Source organism: Maribellus comscasis (assembly GCF_009762775.1).
GTDB lineage: Bacteria > Bacteroidota > Bacteroidia > Bacteroidales > Prolixibacteraceae > Draconibacterium > Draconibacterium comscasis.
In genome coordinates this window covers 3671014-3696483 of the sequence record NZ_CP046401.1, presented here as the reverse complement: position 1 = coordinate 3696483, position 25470 = coordinate 3671014, and the positions used below count along the sequence as shown (strand labels likewise).

Below are 25470 nucleotides of genomic sequence, written 5' to 3'. Positions count from 1 at the left end.
TGCTCGCCACTACCGCCGGTTCAACGCACCAGACCAAACACACTGCCGTCCCATCAAACCGTTAAGCCACTTAACTCGGAATTTTCGGAAGATTTTCAAAAGGAAACGGAATAAAAAACGACCAACAGGAAGTGGCTTTATGCCGTAGTCTTTTGAAAACCCGGAGGGCTTGTCTTTTGAAAATGGAGGTAGCTTTGTGGCGGGTTTGAAGATATTCCTATCTCCATTGTTCCTGTCTTTGTATAGCGTACTCCCTTACAGACAGCGATGGAAATAATAGCGTAATGGATTGCTTTGCTCTACTAAGTGATACATATAAGTTTTTGCTTGTAAAGCTGTAGGGATCAACGATGATAACGTGGTCAAACTCTAGCCCCTTTGTTAATAGCGTATTTCCGATTACTCGGTGAAAACTACGACCAATAAAAGATTTTTTTTGCCGAATTATATATCCACATTCTTCAAGAGATTTTTTTTCATCGATCAAATATTTTTTAAATGCATCTTTTGCTGAAAACCAAAGATCGTTTCTAAATTTTTTGTTGCTTTTACTCTCGATAAAATTCATCAAATTCAAAATAGCTTTTGCTCTACTTCGGTCGTCACGGACACTATAAATATCCAAAATTAAATTATATAATATAGAGTTGTCGTCCCGTAGTCTTGCTCCTTGTTTCCTGAGATCTTCCATGTCGCTAGCTTGAGTGTAAAGATCCAGTTTGTTTTTAATAGCGGTTGGTAATGAAGGTGTCCCGGTCATACACGACATAGCCATTTTATTCCTAATTAAGTTATATAATGACACTGGCTTTCTTCTTTGGCTTCTGAGGAAAGTATCTATATCTTGTAAAAAATTTATTAATTTTTTTGAATCCATTCTATCGATTGATTGGAGTGGTCTATACATCTTCCCCGCAATCTCGTGATGAATATCATTCAATTCCGGAATGTTTGGAATTAATGCTAATACTGTTCCTCTATCAGGAATATGTTGGCTGATAGTTGTGGCGGTTTCACTTATATAAGTTTGTTGTGTACTTTGATAAGAATAAGTTTTTATTTGTGCAGGGAGGTCAATAAAACGAATCTCACTTATATTCTCAGATTTTAGTCTTTCTCTTGTTTCAGCAATCCATAATCCAAGTGCCTCGTTCCCGGAATTTATCCATCGATATGGTTTATTTAATGTCATTTCTTCGCTCTCGGGAAAAGATGAACATAAGTGCTCTTCCCATGTAAAACCTTCAGAACTAAAATCAAATATCCCCTGCATTGGATCACCAAAAACAATGCAATCAATCGACTCACAAAGTTTTAATACAAGGTTGTGCTGATTAAGAGAACAGTCTTGGTATTCATCGACTATCAACAGGCAATATTTCTTTTTTAGATAGGCTTTAAATTCCTGAATGTTAAAAATTTCAACCGCTCCCTTTTGAGCTTGCTTATAATCAATTGAAGAAAAATCAGTAATATTCTTAGGAATGCCAGATAAAGAAGGATAGTACCTTGAATATTTGAGGCAAAAGGCATCAATAGTTGAAAGATCAAATTTTGATGAATTTGTTTTTTTCTTTTTAAGTCTCTTTCTTAAAGAATTTACACCTGCATTTGTATGGGTCAAAATCAGTACTTTTTGTTCTGTGTTAAGGCTTACCACTTTTTGAACAATTGCCTCTGTTTTCCCATGACCTGCAGGGGCTTCTACGAATTCTCGTTTTGTGGGATCAGGCATAAATCCAAGCTTCAATATTACTTAATGTCTTCTTAAAATTTGATTCAGCATCAAAGTCTTCCCAATGCTCTAAAATCATATTTCCAAGTTCCTCTGAGTGCCCAATATTTCTAAACATCCCTTTTGCGTTGCCATCTGGTGTCATTCTATAACGATCATGAAATTTTGTTTCAATTTCATCGATATCAGATGCATTATAAACGCTTTTTTTATCAATTACCGGTTCCCCTCCAGATTTGTTTGTGTTGTAAAGATCAATTAATGAGTCTTGAAGCGATTTGGGAGATTCTGAGAAAATAATTTTTTCCGTTCGAAATCCATCTTGGTATTCAAATACGGGAAGGCTTAATGCTTTTGCTCTATCGGATAGGGCATGGTCTCCTGTATCATTATCCTTATAAACACAGACGTCATAGCCCATGTCTTTAAATTTCTCTAAATATTTTTTCATACTGCTTCCTTTCCCGTCAACGATGGACACGCCGTGATGTTCTGGTGGCTTATTGTGTTGTGATTCCTTTGCCCAAAATCTTCCAAAGGCTTTTATTAAACCAAACTCAGTTTTACCTTCACAAATCACAATTTTCTTTGAGAAAAGTGCTTCTGAAGTAGATCTTACTGCGGCAATACAGCCGCGAGAGATCCTGTGAATTTCTATTTCACCTTCGCCAATGTTTCTAACGATATATAATCCCTGTTCTGTGCCAAGTTCTTCGACTGTAATTGAGGAATGAGTAACCAAAAAAGTTTGAAATCTTGATTCTCTCGATTCCTTCAAAAAAGTAGAAATTATATATCTCAATCTATGTGGTTCGAGACTGTTTTCAAATTCATCAAAAAGTAAAAAGCCTCCATCTTGATCTTCTTCTTTCGATTTTTTCATGAGATACCTTGCAATTGCTAAAGCAGCAATTTTTTGACTTCCATCTCCAAGCATATACATAGGAATATCCCCACGGTGTAGACAAATAGCTTCTGCTGAAAAAATATCAACATTGGGAGAAAATCCTGCGTGTCCGACAGCTAGCGAACTGGCAATGCTTTCTATTTCTTTAGCCTGTTCTTTAAGTTCTTGTGGCAGTTTTGATTGATCAAATGCTGTCCTGGCATTTCTACCTATTTCAACTAACTTAAGTTTAATTTCCTTTCTTTTTTCTTTGCTCAATGGTTTCAGTAAAGGGGAATCATACTTCCATGAAAAATTACTATGAGATTCTTTATCCAGGCGTACTAAATTAAAAAGTTTTCTTGTACCAACAGAAAGTCTGTCCTCTTCGTCATAATTACCCTCGTTATCAACTATTCCCCAGAATGGATCAAGGTCTCCACCAATAGACAAATACACTGTAACCACCTTTTCATCTCCCTGTTGCTTCTCAGCTAAATTGTGAAACACTCCATCTTTGAAATATCTATAAAATGCAACAAGTTCATCATTTAATTGATCTGATAACTCACCAACAGTTATTTCAATTTTAATGTTGTTTGAAGAATCACAGTCAAAAAAATCCGTGTCTTTTATCGGCAAATTCCATTTTGGCGTAAATACAAATTCAATTGCTTTAAGGATACTACTTTTACATGAGTCTCCATGTCCCAAAAGACAAACTAGGTTATCGTTTGAATTTAAATTCCAATCAAGATTCTTTATGCCCCTGAAATTTTGAATTTTTATTTTTCTAACTTTCATGGTTTTGGTTTATTGGTTATTGATCTTTTCTAGTTCTCTCTCCTTTTCTTTCAACTCTAAGTTCAAAGCAACCTTCTCTTTGAACTGTTTGCTTCTAGAAATTTGAGTTTTGAGCTTTTCAATTTCTTTGTTTAGTTCGTGAATTTTTGCTTGGTTTTCAATGATGCTTTTTAGCGATTTTTTGGCAAGTTCCTGTTTCCCCGAAATTTGAACACAAATATGCTTGTACACTGCATCAATGCTTTTTTTAAGGGTAGGCTTAACCGGGCAGTCAGCTTGTTCAAACCATTCACTTTTGAATGTCCAATCTATTACTGCTGTGTTTTCATTGAGTGGATGTGCATGTTTGCTTGATGTAGAAAGATATGCTGAATCTTCAAACTGCACCCAAAATATGATGTGATAAGGAATCGCCTTATCTATAACTTCCAACAAGGAAGATATTTCATCTTTCTTTTTTAACTCAATTTTAAAAATTTGAATCTCTTCAATATCTTTTGCAGTGAGGTTAATGGTTTCAGAAGATAGTTTGTTTGCCCAGGTAATCTTGGAAACGCTTTCAGTGAATTGCTTCTTCTGTTTCGGGCTGGTAAATGTGTCGAATTTATTTTTGGGAACTACCCGGTTTACTATTGTGCTATTTGGAAAATCAAAAAAACTCATCTACCTCACTATTAAAAATGATACTAATTTAAAATCTTCTATACCCTTAATTTTCTCTTGTAAGGCTGTAGTTCCTCCAGATTTAAATAAGCTCAAAACTTCTTTCTCTTCCTCGGTTTGGAGAATGGTTCCAATACTTTTTTTAAGAAGCTCTGAGTATTTGTCCATTTTGTAATAATCATCGGTTTCGTCGATGATTTGCTTACAAAGATTAACTATTGGTTCTTCTGTGTTTTTACAGAGCATCCGTACTGCATCGAGAATTTTTTTGGATTCAACATGCCCCAATACAAGTTCGCCCGTATTGTTGATATAAACCAGATAATACGGATGTAGCCTGTTTAATTTGTTGATATTTACGCTCGAATTCACATTTTTAAGTACAAATACAACTCCTGGTTCAAGTTGTCCGCTGGCGCGGACAACCGCATGTAATCCTTCCGGGATATTTTTTAGTTCCCCGTAAACTTTAATCAGGTTCGTTAAATCTACCCTAAAATCATTTAGTCCAAGGTCGGTAATGCTCACGCCTTCCCGTAAATCTTCAAGATCGATTACCTCGTCCTGTAGTCTTTGCAGCTGGATTTTCCGGTACTCCAAATCTTTATCGTCCGTATTGAGTATGTTGTCATCGCCTGTGCTAGCCATGTTACTGATCAGCATCTTATTCTCAACCCGTTGTTTTAGGTTGATATAAGAGTCGAGCGTAACATCTGGCCAGAAGTTGACCATGGTAATGCTGTCGTTCTTTGAGCCGATCCTATCAATACGTCCAAATCTTTGAATAATCCGTACCGGATTCCAGTGAATGTCGTAATTAATCAGGTAATCGCAATCTTGTAGGTTTTGTCCTTCAGAAATACAGTCCGTCGCAATAAGTAAATCAATAGATTCCGTGATTTTGGGATAAAGCTGTGCTTTATCTTTTGAAAGCGGTGAAAAACAGGTCAGTATCGCATTCAAATCTGCTGGTATTTTTTTGGATGTGGTAAGTTTCCTAGATCCTGTAACAATGGCTGTATTTATGCCATATTTCTCTTTTAGGTAGGGGTGAATGTTTTCAAAAAGATAGTTGGCTGTGTCGGCAAACGCCGTGAAAATTATTGCCTTCTTGTTCTCTTCATTAAATGGATTATTTATCTTCTCATCCAGGAGACTAATAAGTCGTTGTAATTTGGTGTCCTTTTTTCCTCTAATATCAACTACTTTCCCCCACAAATTATTTAGGATATCCAGGTCTTCCTGCAGGTCTTCTCTCCATTTTGTGGTGTCCATATCCGCTACATGAACTTTCACCTTCTTCCCAATTACATTTTCTTCGTCGCCCCAATCTGCTTCCCAATCAAAGTTCTCGTCATTTACTCGTGCCTGGATTCCTTCAAAATCTTCAATATCCCCTTTGTCCATGACTTTAAGGGCATTTTCAATCTGTGAGATAATTCCTTCCAAAGTAATTCTGAAAGAATCAACTGAACTTTCTATTCGTTTGAGAAGGTTGATTCGCATCAAAATACGAAGACTGTTTTCACGATCCACCTGGGTAAGTTTTCCTGTTCCGGATCGTACTTCTTTGTCGTACAAACTGGCATAAAGCGGCACTTTGCTTGGCAAAATGTAATTCAGCGGGGTGTATATAGAAAGATTAAGCAAGGTTAATCTTTCGGCAATTTCCGTGTAGGTAACATCGTCGTTTTCGGTAAGCGGACTCTGAATGGAAACTGGTTTGTTTCGTGTTGGGAATTTCCCAATGGCTGTTGTGTCGTAGTAGGTTGTAATATGCTTCCTTGATCGAGCAATAGTAAGCGAATCCAACAATTCGAAGAAATCAAAATCCAACATATCCAGAAGCTTTTCTGTCGTCCGTTCTGCTGTTTCGTATTTACTCCAAATATTAAATGCCTGTTGTGCTCGTCTAAAAATCTGGTCAATTCCCTTTTCTGTTTCAAGTTTGCTATCAATGTTTTCTGCTTCGCCCTCGTATGCTAGTGCTAATTGATTTCGAAGGTCGTTAAAGCGGTTGTTTACCGGGGTTGCTGATAGCATAAGCACTTTAGTTTCGATCCCCTCCTGGATGACTTTTCTTAACAGTTTTTGATACCGATTTTCTTTCCCAATTACGGTATTGTTATTTCTAAAGTTATGAGATTCATCGATTACAATTAACCCGTAATTCCCCCAGTTTACTGATTCAAGGTTACGTCCGTTGCTTGTCCCCCTTTCTCTGGAAAGGTCAGTGTGAAAAAGCACATCGTATCGAAAACGATCTCCGGCAAGAATATTATTTTTGTCGTTGTGCCGAAACATGTTCCAGTTGGCTTCCAGTTTTTTCGGACAAAGAACCAAAACGTCTTTGTTCCTCATTTCGTAATACTTGATTACACCCAAGGCTGAAAAGGTTTTCCCCAGACCAACGCTGTCTGCCAGGATACACCCTTTGTATTTTTCCAGTTTATTAATAGCCCCAACAACCGCATCTTGCTGGAAGTTGTAGAGTTTATTCCAGACAACCGAGTGTTTGAACCCGATTTGTTCGTTGGGAAGATTGTCCAAGGAAATATCGTCCAGGAAATCATTAAAGATATTGTAGAGCGTAATAAAGTAGATAAATTCAGGGCTATTTTCTTTGTAAGCACTTTCAAAATAATCCTGAACTTGCTGGGTTACGTCTTTCAAATCTTCCTCGTTTTCCCAAATTTGGTTGAACCATTCAAGATAAGCACTGCTGTTTGGAAAATCAGATTTATGAATCAATGTTGGGAATCCCTTTTTGTGTGTGATTCCCAGATCGGAAGTAGTAAATCCTGTGATATTAGAATAGGCACATTCATCCTGCGAAGATTCGTTATTCACATGTACCATTCCATGAATGGTTTGGTTGTTGTGCTTATTAGATTTAAACGTAACCTTTTCCTTTACCCATTTGGAACACTCTCTGGCAATTGCTCTTTGATTAAGCTGATTCATTAGCCGTAATTCAAACTCCCCTCCACATAATTCAGATTCTCTTAAAATATGAGGGATATAAAACTGGCGGCTGTGTTTTTGAAGTTTTTCTTCAACGAATGTTGGAGAGCTAAAAATGAAACGAAATTCATCGACTTTCCCCAATTCCTTTTTCAGGGCTTCGAAGGCATAAATTGAAAAGGTAGAAGCTGCAATGCTTAGCTTTGAGCCTTTCTTGATGGTCTGTTTCAGATCATCCCCTAATCGATTGGTTACGTTATCAATTAGCTCCATACATTCAGTTTAGTTGTACGAACTTCATAAGTTTTTCAAAACTATTTACTTTCTTAAATTTAACTTCACTGCCACAAATTTCTTTGAAATGTTCTGTGGCACAATGAATCTTAAGCTTTTCAATCCCCCGATCGTCAATATCCGAGTCCGTCCCCTTTGTCTCAGCAACAAAATAGATTTCACGAACCTTGTCTTTGTTAAATACAATTGCCCAATCTGGACTGTAATTAGCGACTGGCGTGGTGATGTAAAAACTTTTTGGAAGTTTCGCATAAACTTCAACCTCTATGCTATTCTCAAGTGCTTTTGCAAAATCGGATTCAATATTTGAATCCGAAGTCAGGAAATCATAAATATGCTTTTTAAGGAGATCCGACCTTCTAATTGCTGATTTATCATTCGTGAAAACTGTTTTAGCATCGTATCTGTCTTCCGTTTTGTGATAGACAATATTATTTATAATCAGTGTTGCTTTAGCTTCATTGATTAATTTGCTACATTTATTAATGAACTCTTCCGGGTTTTTACGAAGCAGGAAAAATTTTTCCTGCTTTATGGATTTTAAAATTGCAACTATTGTTTTTCGAGTAAGGTTTGTATGAACCTCTATTTCACCAACGATGTCGTAAACCGTGTTTGTATAAAGATCGTTTTTAAGCTTTAGGTGTTCTCTTTTTGATTCTTTAATCAAACTTCCTTCTTTCATTTCTTCTTTAGTACCATCCTCCAATTCCCCTGTTTTTACTTCATACGAACGATCTCCAATAGCTAGGTTGGCATTTATAAGAACCGTACTTTCTTTAATCAGCTTGTCTGTATCAAATTGAACTTCATAAATAGTTTTCAGGTTAATCTTGTTCCAAAGTTCCTGAAACTCTTTTTTCTTGAAATTTTTATTGGTGGTAACAACAATTTTTTGACGCTCGTCTTCTGGTTTAAATGGTTCTCCGGTATAAATTGATTTCAATAATTTTCCTACCGATTCCCTGAATGGTTCAAGGTTTTCAGGCAAAGGCATTTTTACTTGTTCTATTAGCTCCCTTCCTTCTGGGGTAATTTTATCGTCTTCATCAATAATATCGTTTTTATAAAGCAGTTTATTGAGCTTTTTAGCATCATCCTGCGTCAAACGGTGTTCCTGCTCTTTTTCATCGGTAACCACTTTCCCAACAAAATACTCCACTTCTGCTTTTTGTGGACGATCTTTAAGAGTGGCTGCAATTTCGCTTTGAAGTCCTTTGGCAAAGGCTTCATAGCTTTCAGAAGCAATCACGGTAAGTTTATTAATTTCATGCACCTGATCTCCAACCAATTCAAAATCCTGCCGGAATCCTTTTTCGTCTACACAAAGTCGCATTCCTCGACCTACTTCTTGCCTTCGGCGTGTAAGACTCCCACTTTCGGCGTGTTTCAAGGCACAAATCTGGAAAACGTTGGGATTGTCCCATCCCTCTTTTAGGGCTGAGTGTGAAAAAATAAAGCGTGTTGGCTCCTCAAAGCTCAATAACCGCTCCTTATCTTTCATGATAAGGTCGTAAGCAGTAATATCGTCAGACTCCTCACTTCCTCGCTTTGTGGCGGGATCAACCATACGTTGTTTTTTGTCGATTGAGAAATAACCTTCGTGAACACGTTCTGCATCATCTCTTTTCAAATACTCTTCATAACGTGTGGGCATGTATCCTCTGTGGACTTTACTTGGATCAGTGGTCTCTAAATATTCGTTGTAGTCCTGATGGAACAAGTCCAGAAAGTCGCTGCAAACCTTGTTGTATTCTTCCTCAAAAATTTTGGCATATTCTCCGAGGGCTTTTTCACCCGTTTCATCGTAAATCCTGTATTTCTCAACCGAATCAATGAAAAACAGGGAAAGCACTTTTACGCCTTTATCAAAAAGCTGTTTTTCTTTTTGAAGGTGCGACATGATACATTCGCGGATTTGAACCCTTCGAAATGCATTTTCGTCTTTGTCGTTCAAAATATCTCCGGGATAAATATCCTGTCCTCCGATTACTACTTTGTTTAAATAGCCGTTTATTTCAGTAATCACCTGATTTTTATAGGCTGGCATATTTCCGGATAGCTCATATAAATTCGCTCCTTCTCCTAATTTTTGGCGTACTTTCTTAACACCAGAACCAGATCTTTTTTCGTATTCGATAACTGCAAACGGTGGTTTGGTTGTACTAAGGCTAATATGTTCCAGATATAAATATCCCGTTGTCCCGGAAGAACCTTTCAGGTTAATTCCTTTTACCTGAATTTTTTTCACCAAGCGTTTGTTGTATGCATCGAGCGCATCGAGCCGATAAATTTTGTTGTAATCAACTTTGTGGGTTGCAGAGTAGCGAAGGGTAAAAAGTGGATTAAAATCCTGCATGCTCTCCAGGGTCTTTTTCCCATCAACCGACTGGGGTTCGTCAATAATCAGAATCGGGTTGGTTTGAGAAATAATCTCAATGGGTTTGCGTGTGCCAAACTGGTCTAATTCCTGATAAATACGACGGGCATCGGCACCCCTGGCATTAAAAGCCTGCGTGTTGATAATCATCACACTAATCCGGCTATCGGATGCGAAGTTTTCAATGTCCTGTGGTCTGCCTGAATTGTAAATAAACGGATTTATTTTGTGCCCGTATAATTCCTGAAAATGCTCCTGCGTAATCTGGAATGATTTATAAACTCCTTCACGGATAGCAATGCTCGGAACAATTACAATAAATTTACTCCAACCATAGTGTTTATGAAGCTCGTACATGGTACGGATGTAGGTATAGGTTTTACCCGTACCCGTTTCCATGTCGATGGTAAGGTTATACCCCAGCTTTGCTTCTTTTGGACGTTCAATTTGTGGACTTTCTTTCAGTTCGTTCTGCTTCTGAACGTTCTGAATATTTTCCAGGACTTGTGAGTCCAAAAGCTGGATACCGGAGTTTCGATATCCAATATCTTCCAGAACGTCTTTTTCAAAATCAATGGCTTGAACTCCCTGCGCGGCTTGCTTGGCTTTCTTGATAAGCTCTTTGCTTCTTTCAAGTGTAAAGCGGTTGGTTTTGATGGGCTGCCCCTCAAAACAATCAACAACAGCTTTAACCGCTTGAACCTGAAAATCCTGTTCTTTAAATTGTAGTTTCATTTTTAAATCACTTTCATTTCAGTTTCAGGACTCAGTTGTTTCAACAACTGTTTTACATTTACTTTGGCAGTATCGTCTTTAAAACCACTGTCTTTGAACACGATTCTAAGCGGTTCTTCTTTGGCAATGATTTTCGCAAATTCTTCATCAATACCATTATCAAAACAGGCAAATAATGAATTTTCTGCTACTTTAAATACTTGTTTCCCTTTAATTTCTTTCCTTTCAATCTTCAAGGAAAGAGGCAGTCCCCAGTCTAACATCACCTGTACCAAGAGATCGTCTGCTGTTCTGTTGGGTTTAACGTTGTCCTCGAAAAGCTCCAATTTATCCTGTTTATAGTCTTGTGGTTTATAATAAACATCCTGCATATTGCTTGAATCCAATTTAAATACCCTAAACCCAATGTCTAACTTATGGTCTTCTTCTGGTGTTTGTGAATTTTCAAAATCGATTTCCCCTGCTTTGGCTTTTTGTTTTTCCCTTAAAGTAGTTTCAATTTGTTTCCCTGCACGACTTATGCGTTCTTTTCCTATTTCGCAAATGTTTTTGTAACCTGCTTTTCTTGCTTTGCTTTTTTCGTCAGTCAACTCCGGTATTTGTACTAGAATAAATTTTCTTTTACCATTGTCTTTAGAATTCATCTGAATTACAGAGTCTGCTGTTGTTGCAGATCCACTAAAAAAATCAAGAATAGTTATATCATCATCCTGATTCATTATATCTATTAGGTAATTTATTAATGAAGTTGGCTTTGCAAAATCAAACGGAATACCTAAAGCACCAAGTTCTTTTGAACTATGTCTGTTTTCAAATTTAGTTGTTAAATCGGATGGAATCTGACCATCAGATTCTCTATCTTTTAGCCAAATTTTTGTATAAACATTCCATTTTGACGGTTTTCTGTCGGCACCTAACAGTATTCCGTTCTTCGATTCTTTGAATTCTATATTGCCCTTTGCTAATTCTTCAGAATACTTTTTATAAGACCATCTCCATACTCCATCGGCGGTTACTGGAATAGTCTTTTCCCCAGCAACTGTTTTAGGAAAGGAGTCCCCCGGTGGAATCACCAGTGTTCCATCAGGACATTCAATCCAATACCTTAAACCTGGTCGTATATCCAAAGAAGATTGATAAAGTCCCATTGATCTATAATATTCACCCTTCCTTTCTCCTTGCTCTTGTTTTTGATTATAAACTTTCTTTTTAAGTTCTTTACTGATTTCACCTCTAAAATAACGAGCTTCATCATACATTTTTCCATAAACAAGAATATAGTCTAAATTATGAGAAAAATATTTGCCTTGACTCCCGCCTCCAGTTTTCATTTGTCTTGAAATCAATCCAAGGCGGTTTGTTTCACCGAAAACTTCATTCAAAACCTTTGTGACATTATCTAGTTCGTCTTGACCAATACTTATAAATATAACACCGTCTTGGGAGAGTAAATTCCTAGCCAATTTTAATCGGGGATACATCATGCTCAACCAGTCAGAGTGGTATCTTCCACCTGTTTCTGGATTAGCTACAAGTCTTTCGTTGAATTCATTTCTTTGTCCACTTGAGTCTTTATATTCGTCAGAATCTATTTTGAAATTGTCTTTATAAACAAAATCGTTACCAGTGTTATATGGAGGATCAATGTAAATCATCTTAATTTTCCCCAGATAACTTTCCTGCAACAACTTCAATACTTCCAGGTTGTCACCTTCAATATAAAGGTTTTCAGTATTGTCAAAATCTACAGAATCCTCTCTAACCGGGCGTAACGTTTTGGTGCTTGGCAAATTGGCTGTAACAATGGCTTCGCGTTTGCCAGGCCACTCCAAACGGTAGCGTTCTTTGTTGCCTTCCACTACGGCGTGGTTTAACTCCTGTTTTAACAAATCAAAGTCGATGGCTTTACCATCGGTACTTTCGGTAACACAGTTGGGAAAAAGGGCTGCAATTTTTTCAAAATTTTCATTCACCAAATCAGGTGTAGTGAGGTCGAGTTTTTCTATTTCCATGGATTAATCTTCTTTATTCGAAACAATTAGAATCTTAACATCAACGTCCAGAATCTCCGCAATTTTTAGGAGAATTTCTAATCGTGGCTGCTGCCTGTTCTGAACATAGGCATTAACCATGTTGTAGCTCTTGCCAAGTTCTTTAGCCAGCCATTTTTGGGTTCTGCCTTGTTTTTCGAGTACCTCTTTGATGCGATTCATTAGTTGATTTTTAAAGACCTAAAATTAAGGATATTGTTAAAATAGTAACCATAAAACGGGATAAATAATCTCAGTTTTGTGGCATATCATGAAAAAATTTTTGGTTTTGGGAAAGTATTCTTTCTATAATTTTTCGCTTTCAAAATTATTTATAGTAAGTTTAAATTCATCTTAAATCACTTTCATTTCGGTTTCAGGACTCAGTTGTTTCAACAACTGTTTTACATTTACTTTGGCGGTATCATCTTTAAAACCACTGTCTTTGAACACGATTCTCAGTGGTTCTTCTTTGGCAATGATTTTCGCAAATTCTTCATCAATACCATTATCAAAACAGGCAAATAATGAATTTTCTGCTATTTTAAAGACCTGTTTCCCGTTAATTTCTTTCCTTTCAATCTTCAAGGAAAGAGGCAGTCCACAATCCAGCATAACCTGTGCTAAAAGGTCGTCAGGTGTTCTATCCGGTTTTACGTTATCAGCAAAAAGCTCCAGAGTATCTTGTTTGTAGTCCTGAGGCTTATAATAAACATCCTGCATATTACTTTCATCTAAGCGGTACACACGGAAGCCACAATCTACTTCCACGCTTACTTCTTCTTTTATTTTTTTTGCTGCTTTTGTTAGTCGTGAAATTGCAAACTCACTTAGGTTACAATATGACTTACCTTCATTATCAGAAATGGTGTTCCCTTGCTCCGCTAGCGATTCGGGAAGTTGAACTAATATAAATTTTCTTTTACCTAGTTCTTCAGAATTAGCAGCCATAACTGCGTGCGCGGTAGTCCCAGAACCTGCGAAGAAGTCTAAAACAATATCATTTTCGTTTGTTCCAACTATTATAAAATCGTGAAGAAGTGATAATGGCTTTGGAAATGAAAAAATTTTAGCACCAAATAATTCTTCTACTTCTGCCGTTCCCCTGCGACTTGAATACTTTTTATCAGTGAGCAGCGACCGGATTATTTTCGTCGTATGTCTCATTTTTTGAACTATTCGAAATTCATTATCGCCAGTTTTATATCCAATAATTTCCTTATTAAGATTTAGCTTTGCTTTTTCCTTTCCCCAGCGCCAAACAAATTGCACATTATTTTTGACTGATTTTGGTGGATAAACTTTAACCCTACCAGGACCAGCTTCTAAGTAGATTTCAAAAAAATCCTTTTCAATTCTTTTTAAGGGGTCAACGAAAAAGGGGAAATATAGATTCGGACGATTTTGGGAATGGAAGGCTTCATTACTGTTATAAAGTGGATGAATATTGAACCCCCCGATGTCATCCGAATATTTAAAGTTTTTATCCAACACGGGAAGTTGGTTGGTTGTGCATAGTTGATGGTCTTTACTATAGAAAAGTACATATTCATGCATTTTCCCAATGTGACCGTAATCTCTTGCGTTGGGGGTTGAATTAATAACAAAAATTCCTTGAAAGTTTGTCTCTCCGAAAATCTCATCACATAACTTTCGTGCGTTATCAACTTCGTTATCATCTATCGAAACAAGGATTACCCCCTCTTCATTGAGAAGATTCCTCGCCAACTTTAACCTTGCATACATCATACTCAGCCAGTCGGAATGGTAACGTCCTGCCGTTTCAGGATTGACCACTAAGCGTTTATTATATTCGTCTTTTTGTCCGCTCAGATCTTTATACCCTGCTTCATCTATTGAAAAATTGTCTCTATAAACAAGGTCATTCCCCGTATTGTACGGTGGGTCAATGTAAATCATTTTGATTTTTCCCAGATAACTTTCCTGTAAAAGTTTTAAAACTTCCAGATTATCTCCTTCGATGTAAATATTTTCAGTATTATCAAAATCTAACGAATCTTCTATTACTGGGCGTAACGTTTTAGTGCTTGGCAAATTAGCTGCCACGATGGCTTCGCGCTTGCCAGGCCACTCCAAACGGTAGCGTTCTTTGTTCCCTTCAACCACTGCGTGGTTTAGTTCTTGCTTCAGCAAATCGAAATCTATGACTTTTCCATCGGCACTTTCAGTTATGCAGTTGGGAAAAAGAACTGCTATTTTCTCAAAATTTTTATTCACCAAATCAGGTGATTGAAGGTCGAGTTTTTCTTTCCCCATAGATTAAGCTTCATTATTTGAAACAAGTAGAATCTTAATCAACATTCTGAATATCCGCAATTTTTAGGAGAATTTCTGGTATACCTTGCTCACTATCTCAATTAACGGAAACCGTTGTCTCTATCTAATTTACTTTAAAAAACATTTTGACAGACAAATAGAGAGTGTTATGAAAGTTTCCCCTTTCTAACCCTTTCCTCATGACTGACCCCCAGGTCAGCCATCTTTTAGATGGCAAAAAATCACCGGCAGCAAATACAAATAAATTTCCCCAAAAACCTTTTTTGAAGTGGGTGGGCGGCAAACGCTTCCTTCTTCCGGAACTACTGCAACACATCCCAAAAGAGTTCAATTCCTATTACGAACCCTTTGTGGGTGCTGGTGCATTGTTCTTTGCGCTTGCTCCAAAACTAGAACAGGCATTCCTGTCAGATTTAAACCAGGATCTCATTCAAACGTATCAAGTAGTAAAAGAATCACCTTCAAAACTCGTTTCAACGCTCAAATTTTATGCGTCCCGGCACTCAGAGAAGTTTTTCTACCAGCTCCGGGCAAAGCCATTTGTCGAAACGGATTTAGGCAGGGCTGCCCGATTTATCTACCTGAATAAAACGTGCTTCGGGGGCTTGTACCGTGAAAACAAATTCGGAAAATTCAATGTTCCTTTCGGACACTACGAAAATCCCCAGATTGCGGATCATTTTGCCATTTATGGCTGTTCTAAACTTCTACAAATAGCAGAGCTGGCATGTCACGATTTTTCCAAAATTAGCCCTGAGCCAGGCGATTTCGTGTATTTCGATCCTCCATACCACGGGGCAAACAACCTGGTTTTCTCTGCCTACCAAAAAGGCGGCTTTGGAATCCAGGAACATTTCCGGTTGAAAAAGTTCATTTCTGAACTCACCCAAAAAGGCGTTCACGTGATGCTTTCTGGACTCGACACTGAACTCCTTCGGGATCTGTACAAAGAACCGGAATTCAACATCCATCCCATCGAATCGAATCACCGGATTGCCAACGCCAAAGCCACCATCAGCGAACGCAAAGAATTGCTGATCACCAACTACTAATCCCCTAATCCCTTCCCATGAAAGAAAAAATTAATCCATCTTTTAATGATGAAAAAAACTCGCATCAAACCCTTCAAAAGGTTCTCAGGGTGGTCAACAAACCCTACCAAAAAACCTACACCAACGGCATTAACATTCAAGGTGAATATCTCAAAAAGTTCGGCTTCGAAAAAGGCGACAAAGTGGAAGTTTTAGTAACAGAAAACCAGATCAAAATCTCAAAAATCATTAATCCCACCGAGAAATGAACTTTTTAGATGTTCGCAACCAGTTCCGTGATTATTTTCTAATTGAACGCGGTGTAACTGCAAAAAGCTACAGAACGGTAACGGCTCACGTTCAACATTTGCTGAATCATTTGGGCACTCAAAATTTCAGAAAAGTAACCGAGGAGAATATCCGTGAGTTTCTTGCCGCCTCAAAACGTGAAAAAGTCTGGTCACCCAAAACCGTCCGGGCGTATCTCCAAAGCTTCCGGTCGTTTTACAAATGGTGCCAGATTCGCGGATACGTGAAAAAGAACCCGGCACAAAACATCGAGAAACCAAAACTTCCCCGGCGGCTTCCCCGCTGCCTGACCAAAGAACAGGCGCAAAAAGTACTTTCTCATGCTCAAAACTACCCATGGAATTCAGATTTTGCCCAGTCCCGGAATATCACCATTCTGTACGTGTTTCTATTTACCGGGATGCGACTTAATGAACTACTCCATCTCCGGTTTGATGATGTAAATCTCAAAACGGATGAAATTCTCATCCGGGAGGGCAAAGGGAAAAAAGAACGGATTGTTCCAATTCATCCTACTTTGACACGGGTGCTGCGGAATTATGTCCGCCAGCGCAAGGAACGAAACAAACGGTCGAAGTGGTTGTTTACCGGGGTAAACTCGGATAAACGATTGTACGAAAAGAACGTCCATGAAATTTGTAAAAAGATTGTCATTTCATCCGGGATCAAGTTCTCCCCACATATGCTCCGGCATACATTCGCCAGGCTTGCCTGTGACGAAAACATCAATCTGTTCAAGCTCAAAGAAGTGCTTGGGCATACTGAAATAAGTACTACCCAGATCTACCTTTCGGTATCGAAAAAGGGGGTGAAGGAAAGCGTGAATCGGCTGGAACTGCTTTAAAAATTAAGCGGATGTTTCCCAATCTGATCTTCCAAATGGGCTTTGGTGGCAGCCAGATAAATAGTGGTTGTTTTGATGTCAGAGTGTCCCAGCATCCGGGAAAGAGCGTACAAATTACAACCTCCCTCCAACATCAACGTGGCAAATGTGTGCCGCAATAAATGGGGATAAAATTTTATGCCACTTCTCTTCTGAATTTTTTCAAATAACCGCTTCACCACTGGATCACCCATTTTTGAGTCCTGACGCATGGCGGTAAAAAAGAACGGAGTTGTTTTTTTGAGCCGTTTTCTGTCCTTTAAATAGTCCTCCAGGTACATGATCAGCAGTGGATGGAGCGGAATCAGACGATCCTTAGCACATTTCCCGTTTCGGACGTACAACGTTTTGTCCACCAAATCCACATCTTCCATTTTAAGGTTTGCCAACTCTGCCTTGCGGATGCCCGTATACAAAAACGTTCCCATAATGGCGATTGCTCTTTTCCGGTCGAATTTGTACTCATACGGATAGTTCCGTGTCCAGTCCATCAGACGTTCTGCCTGGTCTTGTGTAAGGTGCTTGGGAATGCTCTTTGGAAGCCTTGGTTTGGGAATTTTGTCGCAAGGATTCTCTTTGATATAGTCCTGCTGAACAGCCCACTTCAAAAAGGAGCTCATAGATTGCAACCGGAGCTTGATCGTTTGCGCCGTCCAGTTCTTTTCCAGTTTTCCGTCCAACACCCAGTCTTCGATCCGTTCCCTGGTAATCTGGTCGATTGTTTCAATGTCGGGATAAAATTTCAAAAACCATTTTATGTCCGTCTTGAACCAATAAATTGTTCGAGGAGTGTTGCCTTTGAACACTAAACTGTGTTGGCAAAAGCGTTCGTGAAGTTTGAGGATTTCCATTTTACCAGTGACCTACTTGCTAAGTCCGATGGTCACTGGCTACCCAATTAACACAAAAATTGTTCAAGGATTTCCGCTCCCTGACTATCTTAATGGTTGCGGGGGGAGGATTTGAACCTCCGACCTTCGGGTTATGAGGGCGATTTTCCCTCCGAAAGTTTTCCTTGATCCGCTCCTGGAGCGGCTTTTCGTGCTATTGAGAACTTTTTTGGTGTGCTTCACCAGTGACCCTCGGTCTCTTTTAGCTTATCCCTATTTTTTGGGGTGTCAAACACTACTTTTTAGCTTTCTCGTTGCTTCTGTATTTTCGCAAATCATCAGAACAATAATCCCTTACGTGCTTCCAAGATATCTTTGTGCGATATGCACAACCGCTGTGTAATACCTGAGTACATCCTTCTTGAAAAAATACATAATTGACCCCAATCCGAGGCTTGGTCGTGATTCCCTGAATGAAATTCACGGCTGGCAAAAAATCCCAATCACTAGAGACTAAAAATGCGACATCATATTTCTTTAATACTGCCTTTGTTACTAGGTCTGTAACTAGCTTTGTATCTACGCCTTTTTGCTTCACCTCCCCTTTTTGTGGATCTCCTTTTGTTTTTCCCAATTCCAGTTGGATTCTTGATAATCTCAATTTTTTGAAAAATTCAAACTGATTTCCTCTGTGTTCATCGGAAAAATGTTGATTTAATCTCGCGTCATACCAAATAATCTCCTGCAAATCTTGATACTCTTCCTTTATAAGCGACTTAAAAAATCCTTCAAAATCAAAATTCATTCGAAAAAAGTGATGCATGTACGCACCCTGCCTTTCAAATACATTTGTTTCGAAAAAGTTCTCAATTACACGTCTAATGAAGTTTTCTCCGTCAACGAAAATTGAAATTTTTTGATTCCTCATGTGGCGGAGAATAGCGAAAAGCCCCTGGAAAGTCCAGAGGCTCTTCTAACTTACTTATATTAAGTAAGGAGGATGCGCTTATTGTACAAATAAAGTTCCGATAGTCAAAACTTTTTATTGTACAATACAAAATACTGTTAACGACTTTGCCATTTCCGAAAACCAGCATTTTCAGCCTCTTGTTCAGTACAAAACCATCTCTCCCCAAAACTCGTACTGATAACTGTCTTTGCGTACCATGGACTATCGGGGGTATGGTAAATCTTTTTACCGTCCTTTGAAATATTCCCCTTAATATTACAAGTTGTCGCCGTTTTTTCATTTGTATTCGATTCCCCTCCTTTATCTCCCAATTTCGAATATCCAAGGCTGTATACCACTATCAAAAAACCAATTGTTGCAAATCCAATCCATACCCAAAAATTACTTGTGCTAGGAGGTTTCTCCTGATTTCTTCTTGCATGATTAATATGCCCTCCACTAGGCAAACTGGCTCTTTCTATTTCTCTTCTTGAAATTGTATCAAGCTTCCTGTTAACTTTTTCTAATTCACCTTTAATAGCATTAATATCTTTCTCCTCGGGTCTTTTTATGGTTGATAACTCAGGCAGGTAGTTTTCCTCTGAGGTAGCTCTCTCTCCATGAAACTGAAAAATCCGACAATAATTTGGTGCCAAAACAATTCCGTAAGCCACGCCTGCCCTTTGACAATAGTTCTTTAACTGACGAATTGCGGCTGTCTTAGAGGAACCATCTGTTAGCTTTTTTTTAAGTTCAATTATTACTATTGGATCTCGATTTTGATTTAAAATCACCAAATCTGCTCGTTCACTGAAGTAACCTCCACCTCCTGCTGTCAAAGTTTGTTCTTTTACGATGAGACTTGCTGAAATATTTAATTTCTTCGGCAATTGATCTTCCAAATAATCCCTCAGTTCGTCTTCGGAAGAAAATTGCTTATCCTTCAAAATTCCTAAAAAGTCTTCTGAATAATATTTCCCGTTTATCATGCGTAAATCTTATTACAAAAATCTTTAGTATTATAATTGCCTCACATGGATTCTGAAATAATCTGGGATGAGAAAAAAAGTATTTATCTAAAAGAAACACCTCTTGAAAGAGCCATTAGTCGAAGAAGGTCTTCTCCTTCCTCTTCAAGTTCTTTATCTATCAGTTCTACACCTTGGTCTATATAAAGTTGTTTAAGTTCATCAAGTGCCTTAGGGGGAAGTTTCATTGCTAGAAGTAATCTTGTTCTCTTTTATGATAGTTCAAAAAGCTATTTGTGATAGTATCCGGTACATGAAAAAGGCATTAAAAATAATCGACTGGATCCTTTTAGTCACATTTTTTTCAGTACTAATATACAAGTTCATATTATTTGTCCCAACCTGTGAATTTGTCCCATTCAATTTTTGGAAATGGATAATTACTCCCTTGGGGTACGGAGGGGAAATTATCATATTAATTTTAATTGTGCGTTTCCGGCTCGACATTATCCTTTTTAGGTTTCTTAAGCCGATTCTCTACTTTTTCGGTTATTCAAGAAAGGAACTATCTCAAATTATTGATTTTATTTTAAAAGTGATTGCTTCAATTCCCTGCTACTTATATTTCGAGGCATCTCAATATCTCTCTTGTTTTCATAAATTCATACTGAGCTACTTTTAAAAAGTAAAAGATTTTATTTGTCAAATTAGATAAAATGTGTTAAAAGATAATTCCCAAAAATTCAGATCACCCGGACCCCCGTCCGGTTTTTTTTGAGTACCTGGGATTATTTCTTCTTTTTCATTTCACCATGGATAAAACAATCCGTGTCGAACGACCCTTAACCGCCTATGAAATACATCTGGGCAAAGGGATGCTTCTTAAGTTGCAGAGTGCAACGCCACCCATTATCAAGTTTCTTCGGGAGAAGTATCTTGCAGATCCAACCTGCATATCGGGAGATATAGATTTTTTGTTTCAGTGCGAAGGCGAAGGATTGCCGCCACAATATAGATATTACAAACAGTAGGAGTCAAAGTGCTTGCGAATGGCTTGCAAATAAAAAAGGTTACGAACCGTTGCTGTCGTAACCTCTTGATTTTCAGTGGAGAATATCGGAATCGAACCGATGACCTTTTGACTGCCAGTCAAACGCTCTAGCCAACTGAGCTAATCCCCCTTAAAATGCGTTGCAAATATAAAAATATTTTTCTTTCAGTCTGCCAAAAAATTCTGGTAAAGTTTTTGCTATAAAACCATTAGGGCCCATGGAAACAAAAGGTGCTAATTACTAGCACATAATGCCGGCGTTCTTTGCTTATTGTCTCACTAAAAACTCAAAGCCATGAAAAGTAAAAAGTCTGATAAAGCTAACCTCGAGAACAAAAAAGGAATGCTATTTTTAATTAGTTTGGTGATTTCGTTAAGTGTCGTGTTGTTCGCATTTGAATGGAAAACCAAACCCAAACCGGTCATTATTCCCAACATACCTGCAAGCTCAGCAATTGAGGAAATCTACAGACCACCTGTTACAAAAGAAAAAACAGAACTTCCGAAACCAAAAATTGAGATCCAGATGGTTGATATAATTGGAAACGATAAAAAAATAACAGAACCATTTCAATTTTCTACTTCTGAAATGGAAGACCCTTTTCTTGATTTTACCCAATATTTGGGTACATTTCCAGAAAATGGCAAAGAAGAAGAGGAAGCGACTGTCTTTTTAAATCCGGAACAAATGCCTGAATTTCCGGGTGGGGAACCGGCTTTACGAAAATATCTGGCAGGTTCTGTTCGTTACCCGGTAATTGCTCAGGAAAACGGTATTCAGGGAAAAGTTTATGTGAGCTTTATTATTAACGAGGAAGGAGGAATTGAAAATGTTGCACTTATAAGGGGTATTGATCCGTCACTCGACGAAGAAGCCCTTCGCGTTGTCCGGTCATTACCGATATGGAAACCTGGGAAACAAGGAGGACGAGCAGTAAAAGTAAGGTACACCGTACCAATTGTATTTGAATTAAGATAAAATTTAATTTCAATGTTTATAACTTGCATTTGATAATTATTTTTTATCTTTAAACCCCGTTTTAGCGGGAGAGAATTGATATATAAAACAAATAAAAATAAGTAGTATGGATTTAAAGAAGTCACCAAAAGCTGATTTGGAAAGCAAAAAGAATGTTTTCTTTATGGTAGGCTTGGTGGTTGCTCTCGGAGTTACTCTTGTTGCATTTGAATGGACAACAAAACCTAAAAAAGCTGATTCTTTAGGACAGATTCAAACACAGGAGGTAGAAGAGGAAATCATTCCTATCACTCGTGAACAACAGGTAAAACCACCACCACCACCACCACCACCAAAAGTTGTCGAAGTTTTGAACATTGTTGATGACGACGTGGAGATTGAAGATGAACTGGAGATTGAAGACACAGAAGCTGACGACGAAACAGTTATTGACGTCGCTCCCGTGATTGAAACTCAGGAAGAAGAAGAGGAAGAAGAAGCTCAGGTATTCTTTATTGTAGAGGATATGCCTGAATTCCCGGGGGGAGAACTGGCGCTGCGCAAATACATTGCAAATGCCATTAAATACCCGGTAATTGCTCAGGAAAACGGTATCCAGGGAAAAGTTTATGTAACTTTTGTTGTTGATAAAGACGGTGGCATTTCTGATGCACGTATTGCAAGGGGTGTTGACCCGTCACTTGACAAAGAAGCGTTGCGCGTTGTAAACACACTTCCAAAATGGAAAGCAGGAAAACAACGTGGAAAACCGGTTCGCGTATCATACACCGTGCCGATTAACTTCGTATTGCAGTAAGAAATAAAAAAGATATTTTTGTGCTCCTGATCCATTTTTTGGGTCAGGAGTTTTTTATGCGCTATAAACAGAAAATATGATAGAAACAGCACCTATAACAGAAAAAGCCGTAATTGTCGGGCTTATTAACCAGAACCAGGATGAGAAACAGGCTAAAGAATATTTGGACGAGCTTGAATTTTTAGCTGATACTGCGGGAGCTGAGGTGCTCAAAAAGTTTACCCAAAAGCTTGATGTCCCCAATGCGGCAACTTTTGTTGGTCCCGGAAAACTGGAAGAAATTGGAAACTACATCAAAGTGATGGAGGCGGATACTGTAATTTTTGATGACGAACTTTCGCCTACCCAACTCAGGAATATTGAACGGGCTTTAGACTGTAAGATCCTCGACCGCACCAACCTCATCCTCGATATTTTTGCCAAACGTGCGAAAACAGCTCACGCAAAAACACAGGTAGAGTTGGCTCAATATCAGTATCTGTTACCTCGTTTAACAAGGATGTGGACTCACCTTGAACGTCAACGAGGGGGGATTGGAATGCGCGGCCCCGGGGAAACTCAGATTGAAACCGACCGTCGGATCATTTTGGATAAAATTTCGAGATTAAAAGACCAACTGATAAAAATTGACAAACAAAAAGCCACACAACGAAAAAACCGAGGGAAGCTGGTTCGTGTAGCCCTGGTTGGTTACACCAACGTGGGCAAATCAACTATAATGAATATGATGGCCAAATCGGAAGTTTTTGCTGAAAATAAACTCTTTGCAACCCTGGATACCACCGTTCGAAAAGTAGTGATTGTAAATCTTCCTTTCCTGCTTGCTGACACGGTTGGTTTTATCCGCAAACTTCCCCACGGATTGGTTGAATCATTCAAGTCAACACTCGACGAGGTACGCGAAGCGGATATTTTACTTCATGTTGTTGATATCTCTCATCCAGGGTTTGAAGAACAAATTGACACTGTGAACGAAACATTAAAAGAAATAGAAGCAGCCGACAAGCCAACAATGTACGTTTTCAATAAAATTGATGCATTTACCTACGTTAAAAAAGACGAAGATGATTTAACTCCTTCAACAAAAGAAAACATTAGTTTGCAGGAATGGAAAAATTCATGGATGGCCAAAAACAATACGCCTGCTCTTTTTATTTCGGCAACCGAAAAAGAAAATATTGAAGAATTCAAACGGGAGTTGTACGAAGAAGTTAAAAAAATCCATTCACAACGGTTTCCTTTTAACGACTATTTATATGATATTACATGGGAAGAAGATTAAATCCTTTTCCCATCACTTCCATCTCTTTTCGGATTCAAACAAACCGAGTATAAATCCGTTCGCCTGTCCTTCAAATTTCGAACCGCACCAAAAGTGTGCAGCTCCTTTAGTAAATCCAAATCGACGTCTGCTACCAAAATCATTTCAGTATTTGCCGTAGCTTCTGCTTTTATTCCATTAGCAGGAAATGAAAAATCGCTTGGAGTAAACACGACCGACTGTGCAAACTGGATATCCATATTTTCTACCTTGGGTAAATTCCCCACCGAACCGGCAATGGCAACGTAACATTCATTTTCAATCGCGCGGGCACGGGCGCAATACCTAACCCGCGAATATCCGTTCTGAGTATCAGTAAGAAAAGGGACAAATAAAATATTCATTCCCTGCTCTGCTAAAATACGCGACAGCTCTGGAAACTCTACATCATAACATATTAACACACCAACCGGACCGCAATCGGTTTCAAAAACCTGAATGGTGTCTCCGCCTGAAAGTCCCCAGGTTTTAATCTCATCAGGTGTTACATGCACCTTTTCATAGGTTTCATAGGTTCCGTTTCGTCTGCATAAGAAACCGGTATTATACAACCTGTCATCTTTTATCAAAGGAAAACTCCCGGTAACAATGTTTATGTTATACGAAATGGCAAGGCTTAAAAAACGTTCCCTTATTTCTTCCGTGTACTCTGCCAGTTTACGAATGGCTTCGGCATAACCAAGGTGATTGTAATCAGCCATCAGCGGCGCGTTAAAATATTCGGGAAAAAGCACAAAATCGCCATTATAACTGGCTACCGCATCAACAAAATATTCCACCTGGGTAAACAACTCTTCAATGTTTTTGTAAAGTCGCATTTGCCACTGAATCAACCCCAAACGTACAACCGATTTTTGACCGCTTACTTTGTCTGATTGTTTCTCGTAATAAATGTTGTCCCACTGCAGAAGTACTGCATATTCTTTTGATTCTTTATCGCCCGGCATGTAACCTTTTAAGATTTTCTTTACGTGAAAATCGTTGGAAAGCTGAAAGTTCAGAACCGGATCATTGATCTCCTGGTATTTTACTTTCTGAATATATTCTTTGGGAGACAATTCGCTTGCAAACTTGTAATAGTTGGGAATTCGCCCCCCAAAAACAATGGCTTTCAAATTTAATCTTTCACAAAGCTCTTTACGGGCGTCATATAATCTTCTGCCCAATCGTAAACCCCGGTAATCGGGCCGGATAAACACATCTATTCCGTAAAGCGTATTTCCCTTCGGATTATGCGTATTAAAACTGTAACGACCAATAATTTCTTCATAAGTGTGAGAATCGCCAAACAATTCATATTTTACAATAATTGAAAGTGCCGACCCAACAACCACTCCGTCAACAACCACTGCAAATTGTCCTTCGGGGAATATTTTCACCAGCTTCCGAATATCCTTTTTTTCCCAGTAATCGTCCTGCCAGTTGGGATAGGCTTCCATCGACGATTTATGCAACTCCTCATAGTCATCAATATTCAACTGCCTCAATTCTAATTTTTCTATATTTTCCATGTTTAAAAATTCAATTTGTTTGGCACTTTAAGATATAAAAAAAGCCCGGTTTC

Annotated in this window: 18 protein-coding genes and 1 tRNA gene; 6 read left to right on the top strand and 13 right to left on the bottom strand. The window is 38.4% G+C overall.

The window, feature by feature from the left end; genetic code table 11:
- Positions 1 to 217: 217 nt before the first annotated feature.
- From GM418_RS14555 to GM418_RS14520, 8 genes are all read right to left on the bottom strand, one after another.
- Positions 218 to 1735 carry a UvrD-helicase domain-containing protein gene (locus GM418_RS14555; RefSeq protein WP_158867534.1) on the bottom strand — a complete coding sequence of 506 codons (1518 nt, stop codon included), beginning with the start codon at positions 1733 to 1735 and terminating at the stop codon, positions 218 to 220.
- A complete protein-coding gene (locus GM418_RS14550) occupies positions 1728 to 3425 on the bottom strand; it encodes an ATP-dependent nuclease (RefSeq protein WP_158867532.1) in 1698 nt (565 codons plus the stop codon). The genes GM418_RS14555 and GM418_RS14550 overlap by 8 nt, the downstream gene beginning before the upstream one ends.
- A gap of 9 nt (positions 3426 to 3434) precedes the next feature.
- Positions 3435 to 4088 (bottom strand): DUF4391 domain-containing protein, encoded by a 654-nt coding sequence (locus GM418_RS14545; protein ID WP_158867530.1) that lies wholly within the window; start codon positions 4086 to 4088, stop codon positions 3435 to 3437.
- A complete protein-coding gene (locus tag GM418_RS14540) occupies positions 4089 to 7325 on the bottom strand; it encodes a helicase-related protein (protein WP_158867528.1) in 3237 nt (1078 codons plus the stop codon). It abuts the gene before it with no gap.
- 4 nt (positions 7326 to 7329) lie between these two features.
- Positions 7330 to 10461: a type III restriction-modification system endonuclease gene (locus GM418_RS14535; protein ID WP_158867526.1), complete on the bottom strand. Its 3132-nt coding sequence runs from the start codon at positions 10459 to 10461 to the stop codon at positions 7330 to 7332.
- A 2-nt stretch (positions 10462 to 10463) separates the two neighbouring features.
- Positions 10464 to 12473, bottom strand: coding sequence for a site-specific DNA-methyltransferase (locus GM418_RS14530; RefSeq protein ID WP_217447794.1), 2010 nt, complete (start codon positions 12471 to 12473; stop codon positions 10464 to 10466).
- 3 nt (positions 12474 to 12476) lie between these two features.
- A complete protein-coding gene (locus tag GM418_RS14525) occupies positions 12477 to 12674 on the bottom strand; it encodes a helix-turn-helix transcriptional regulator (protein ID WP_158867524.1) in 198 nt (65 codons plus the stop codon).
- 171 nt (positions 12675 to 12845) lie between these two features.
- Positions 12846 to 14768: a site-specific DNA-methyltransferase gene (locus tag GM418_RS14520; protein ID WP_158867522.1), complete on the bottom strand. Its 1923-nt coding sequence runs from the start codon at positions 14766 to 14768 to the stop codon at positions 12846 to 12848.
- A gap of 200 nt (positions 14769 to 14968) precedes the next feature.
- Here GM418_RS14520 and GM418_RS14515 point away from each other — a divergent pair, with 200 nt between their 5' ends.
- Genes GM418_RS14515 through GM418_RS14505 form a run of 3 tightly spaced genes read left to right on the top strand, consistent with a single transcriptional unit; the run spans position 14969 to position 16973 of the window.
- Positions 14969 to 15841 carry a DNA adenine methylase gene (locus tag GM418_RS14515; RefSeq protein ID WP_158867520.1) on the top strand — a complete coding sequence of 291 codons (873 nt, stop codon included), beginning with the start codon at positions 14969 to 14971 and terminating at the stop codon, positions 15839 to 15841.
- Between the two features lie 17 nt (positions 15842 to 15858).
- Positions 15859 to 16089 carry a hypothetical protein gene (locus GM418_RS14510; protein WP_158867518.1) on the top strand — a complete coding sequence of 77 codons (231 nt, stop codon included), beginning with the start codon at positions 15859 to 15861 and terminating at the stop codon, positions 16087 to 16089.
- Positions 16086 to 16973 carry a tyrosine-type recombinase/integrase gene (locus tag GM418_RS14505; protein WP_158867516.1) on the top strand — a complete coding sequence of 296 codons (888 nt, stop codon included), beginning with the start codon at positions 16086 to 16088 and terminating at the stop codon, positions 16971 to 16973. Before GM418_RS14510 ends, GM418_RS14505 begins: the two co-directional genes overlap by 4 nt.
- On the opposite strand, the gene GM418_RS14500 is transcribed toward GM418_RS14505, so the two are convergent.
- From GM418_RS14500 to GM418_RS14485, 4 genes are all read right to left on the bottom strand, one after another.
- Complete coding sequence (locus GM418_RS14500; protein ID WP_158867513.1) at positions 16970 to 17863, bottom strand: tyrosine-type recombinase/integrase; 894 nt, start codon at positions 17861 to 17863, stop codon at positions 16970 to 16972. The genes GM418_RS14505 and GM418_RS14500 overlap by 4 nt on opposite strands.
- A gap of 274 nt (positions 17864 to 18137) precedes the next feature.
- The gene (locus GM418_RS14495; protein WP_158867511.1) at positions 18138 to 18770 is read right to left on the bottom strand and encodes an NYN domain-containing protein; all 633 of its coding nucleotides are present in this window, start codon (positions 18768 to 18770) and stop codon (positions 18138 to 18140) included.
- Positions 18771 to 18907: 137 nt separating this feature from the next.
- Entirely contained in the window at positions 18908 to 19780 is an 873-nt protein-coding gene (locus tag GM418_RS14490; RefSeq protein ID WP_158867509.1) for a sunset domain-containing protein, read from the bottom strand.
- A gap of 1086 nt (positions 19781 to 20866) precedes the next feature.
- Positions 20867 to 20940, bottom strand: a tRNA-Ala gene (locus tag GM418_RS14485).
- A gap of 165 nt (positions 20941 to 21105) precedes the next feature.
- Here GM418_RS14485 and GM418_RS31650 point away from each other — a divergent pair.
- The 3 genes from GM418_RS31650 to hflX all read left to right on the top strand — a co-directional run bounded on the left by GM418_RS31650 (position 21106) and on the right by hflX (position 23867).
- Positions 21106 to 21789, top strand: a complete 684-nt coding sequence (locus GM418_RS31650) for an energy transducer TonB (protein ID WP_158867507.1) — start codon at positions 21106 to 21108, stop codon at positions 21787 to 21789.
- Between the two features lie 106 nt (positions 21790 to 21895).
- Positions 21896 to 22585: an energy transducer TonB gene (locus GM418_RS14475; RefSeq protein WP_158867505.1), complete on the top strand. Its 690-nt coding sequence runs from the start codon at positions 21896 to 21898 to the stop codon at positions 22583 to 22585.
- A 76-nt stretch (positions 22586 to 22661) separates the two neighbouring features.
- On the top strand, positions 22662 to 23867 hold the full coding sequence (hflX, locus tag GM418_RS14470) for a GTPase HflX (protein WP_158867503.1): 1206 nt from the start codon (positions 22662 to 22664) through the stop codon (positions 23865 to 23867).
- On the opposite strand, the gene GM418_RS14465 is transcribed toward hflX, so the two are convergent.
- Entirely contained in the window at positions 23864 to 25417 is a 1554-nt protein-coding gene (locus GM418_RS14465) for a bifunctional GNAT family N-acetyltransferase/carbon-nitrogen hydrolase family protein (protein WP_158867501.1), read from the bottom strand. The genes hflX and GM418_RS14465 overlap by 4 nt on opposite strands.
- Between the last annotated feature and the right edge of the window lie 53 nt (positions 25418 to 25470).

Excerpts from the sequence above, each read along its gene's own strand:
- GM418_RS14490 (WP_158867509.1), bottom strand. The coding sequence starts at position 19,780 with ATGATAAACGGGAAATATTATTCAGAAGACTTTTTAGGAATTTTGAAG.
- GM418_RS14545 (WP_158867530.1), bottom strand. The coding sequence starts at position 4,088 with ATGAGTTTTTTTGATTTTCCAAATAGCACAATAGTAAACCGGGTAGTT.
- GM418_RS14510 (WP_158867518.1), top strand. The coding sequence starts at position 15,859 with ATGAAAGAAAAAATTAATCCATCTTTTAATGATGAAAAAAACTCGCAT.
- GM418_RS14500 (WP_158867513.1), bottom strand. The coding sequence starts at position 17,863 with ATGGAAATCCTCAAACTTCACGAACGCTTTTGCCAACACAGTTTAGTG.
- GM418_RS14520 (WP_158867522.1), bottom strand. The coding sequence starts at position 14,768 with ATGGGGAAAGAAAAACTCGACCTTCAATCACCTGATTTGGTGAATAAA.
- GM418_RS14505 (WP_158867516.1), top strand. The coding sequence starts at position 16,086 with ATGAACTTTTTAGATGTTCGCAACCAGTTCCGTGATTATTTTCTAATT.
- GM418_RS14525 (WP_158867524.1), bottom strand. The coding sequence starts at position 12,674 with ATGAATCGCATCAAAGAGGTACTCGAAAAACAAGGCAGAACCCAAAAA.
- GM418_RS14530 (WP_217447794.1), bottom strand. The coding sequence starts at position 12,473 with ATGGAAATAGAAAAACTCGACCTCACTACACCTGATTTGGTGAATGAA.
- GM418_RS14540 (WP_158867528.1), bottom strand. The coding sequence starts at position 7,325 with ATGGAGCTAATTGATAACGTAACCAATCGATTAGGGGATGATCTGAAA.
- GM418_RS14515 (WP_158867520.1), top strand. The coding sequence starts at position 14,969 with ATGACTGACCCCCAGGTCAGCCATCTTTTAGATGGCAAAAAATCACCG.
- GM418_RS14465 (WP_158867501.1), bottom strand. The coding sequence starts at position 25,417 with ATGGAAAATATAGAAAAATTAGAATTGAGGCAGTTGAATATTGATGAC.
- GM418_RS14475 (WP_158867505.1), top strand. The coding sequence starts at position 21,896 with ATGGATTTAAAGAAGTCACCAAAAGCTGATTTGGAAAGCAAAAAGAAT.
- GM418_RS14550 (WP_158867532.1), bottom strand. The coding sequence starts at position 3,425 with ATGAAAGTTAGAAAAATAAAAATTCAAAATTTCAGGGGCATAAAGAAT.
- GM418_RS14535 (WP_158867526.1), bottom strand. The coding sequence starts at position 10,461 with ATGAAACTACAATTTAAAGAACAGGATTTTCAGGTTCAAGCGGTTAAA.
- GM418_RS31650 (WP_158867507.1), top strand. The coding sequence starts at position 21,106 with ATGAAAAGTAAAAAGTCTGATAAAGCTAACCTCGAGAACAAAAAAGGA.
- hflX (WP_158867503.1), top strand. The coding sequence starts at position 22,662 with ATGATAGAAACAGCACCTATAACAGAAAAAGCCGTAATTGTCGGGCTT.
- GM418_RS14495 (WP_158867511.1), bottom strand. The coding sequence starts at position 18,770 with ATGAGGAATCAAAAAATTTCAATTTTCGTTGACGGAGAAAACTTCATT.
- GM418_RS14555 (WP_158867534.1), bottom strand. The coding sequence starts at position 1,735 with ATGCCTGATCCCACAAAACGAGAATTCGTAGAAGCCCCTGCAGGTCAT.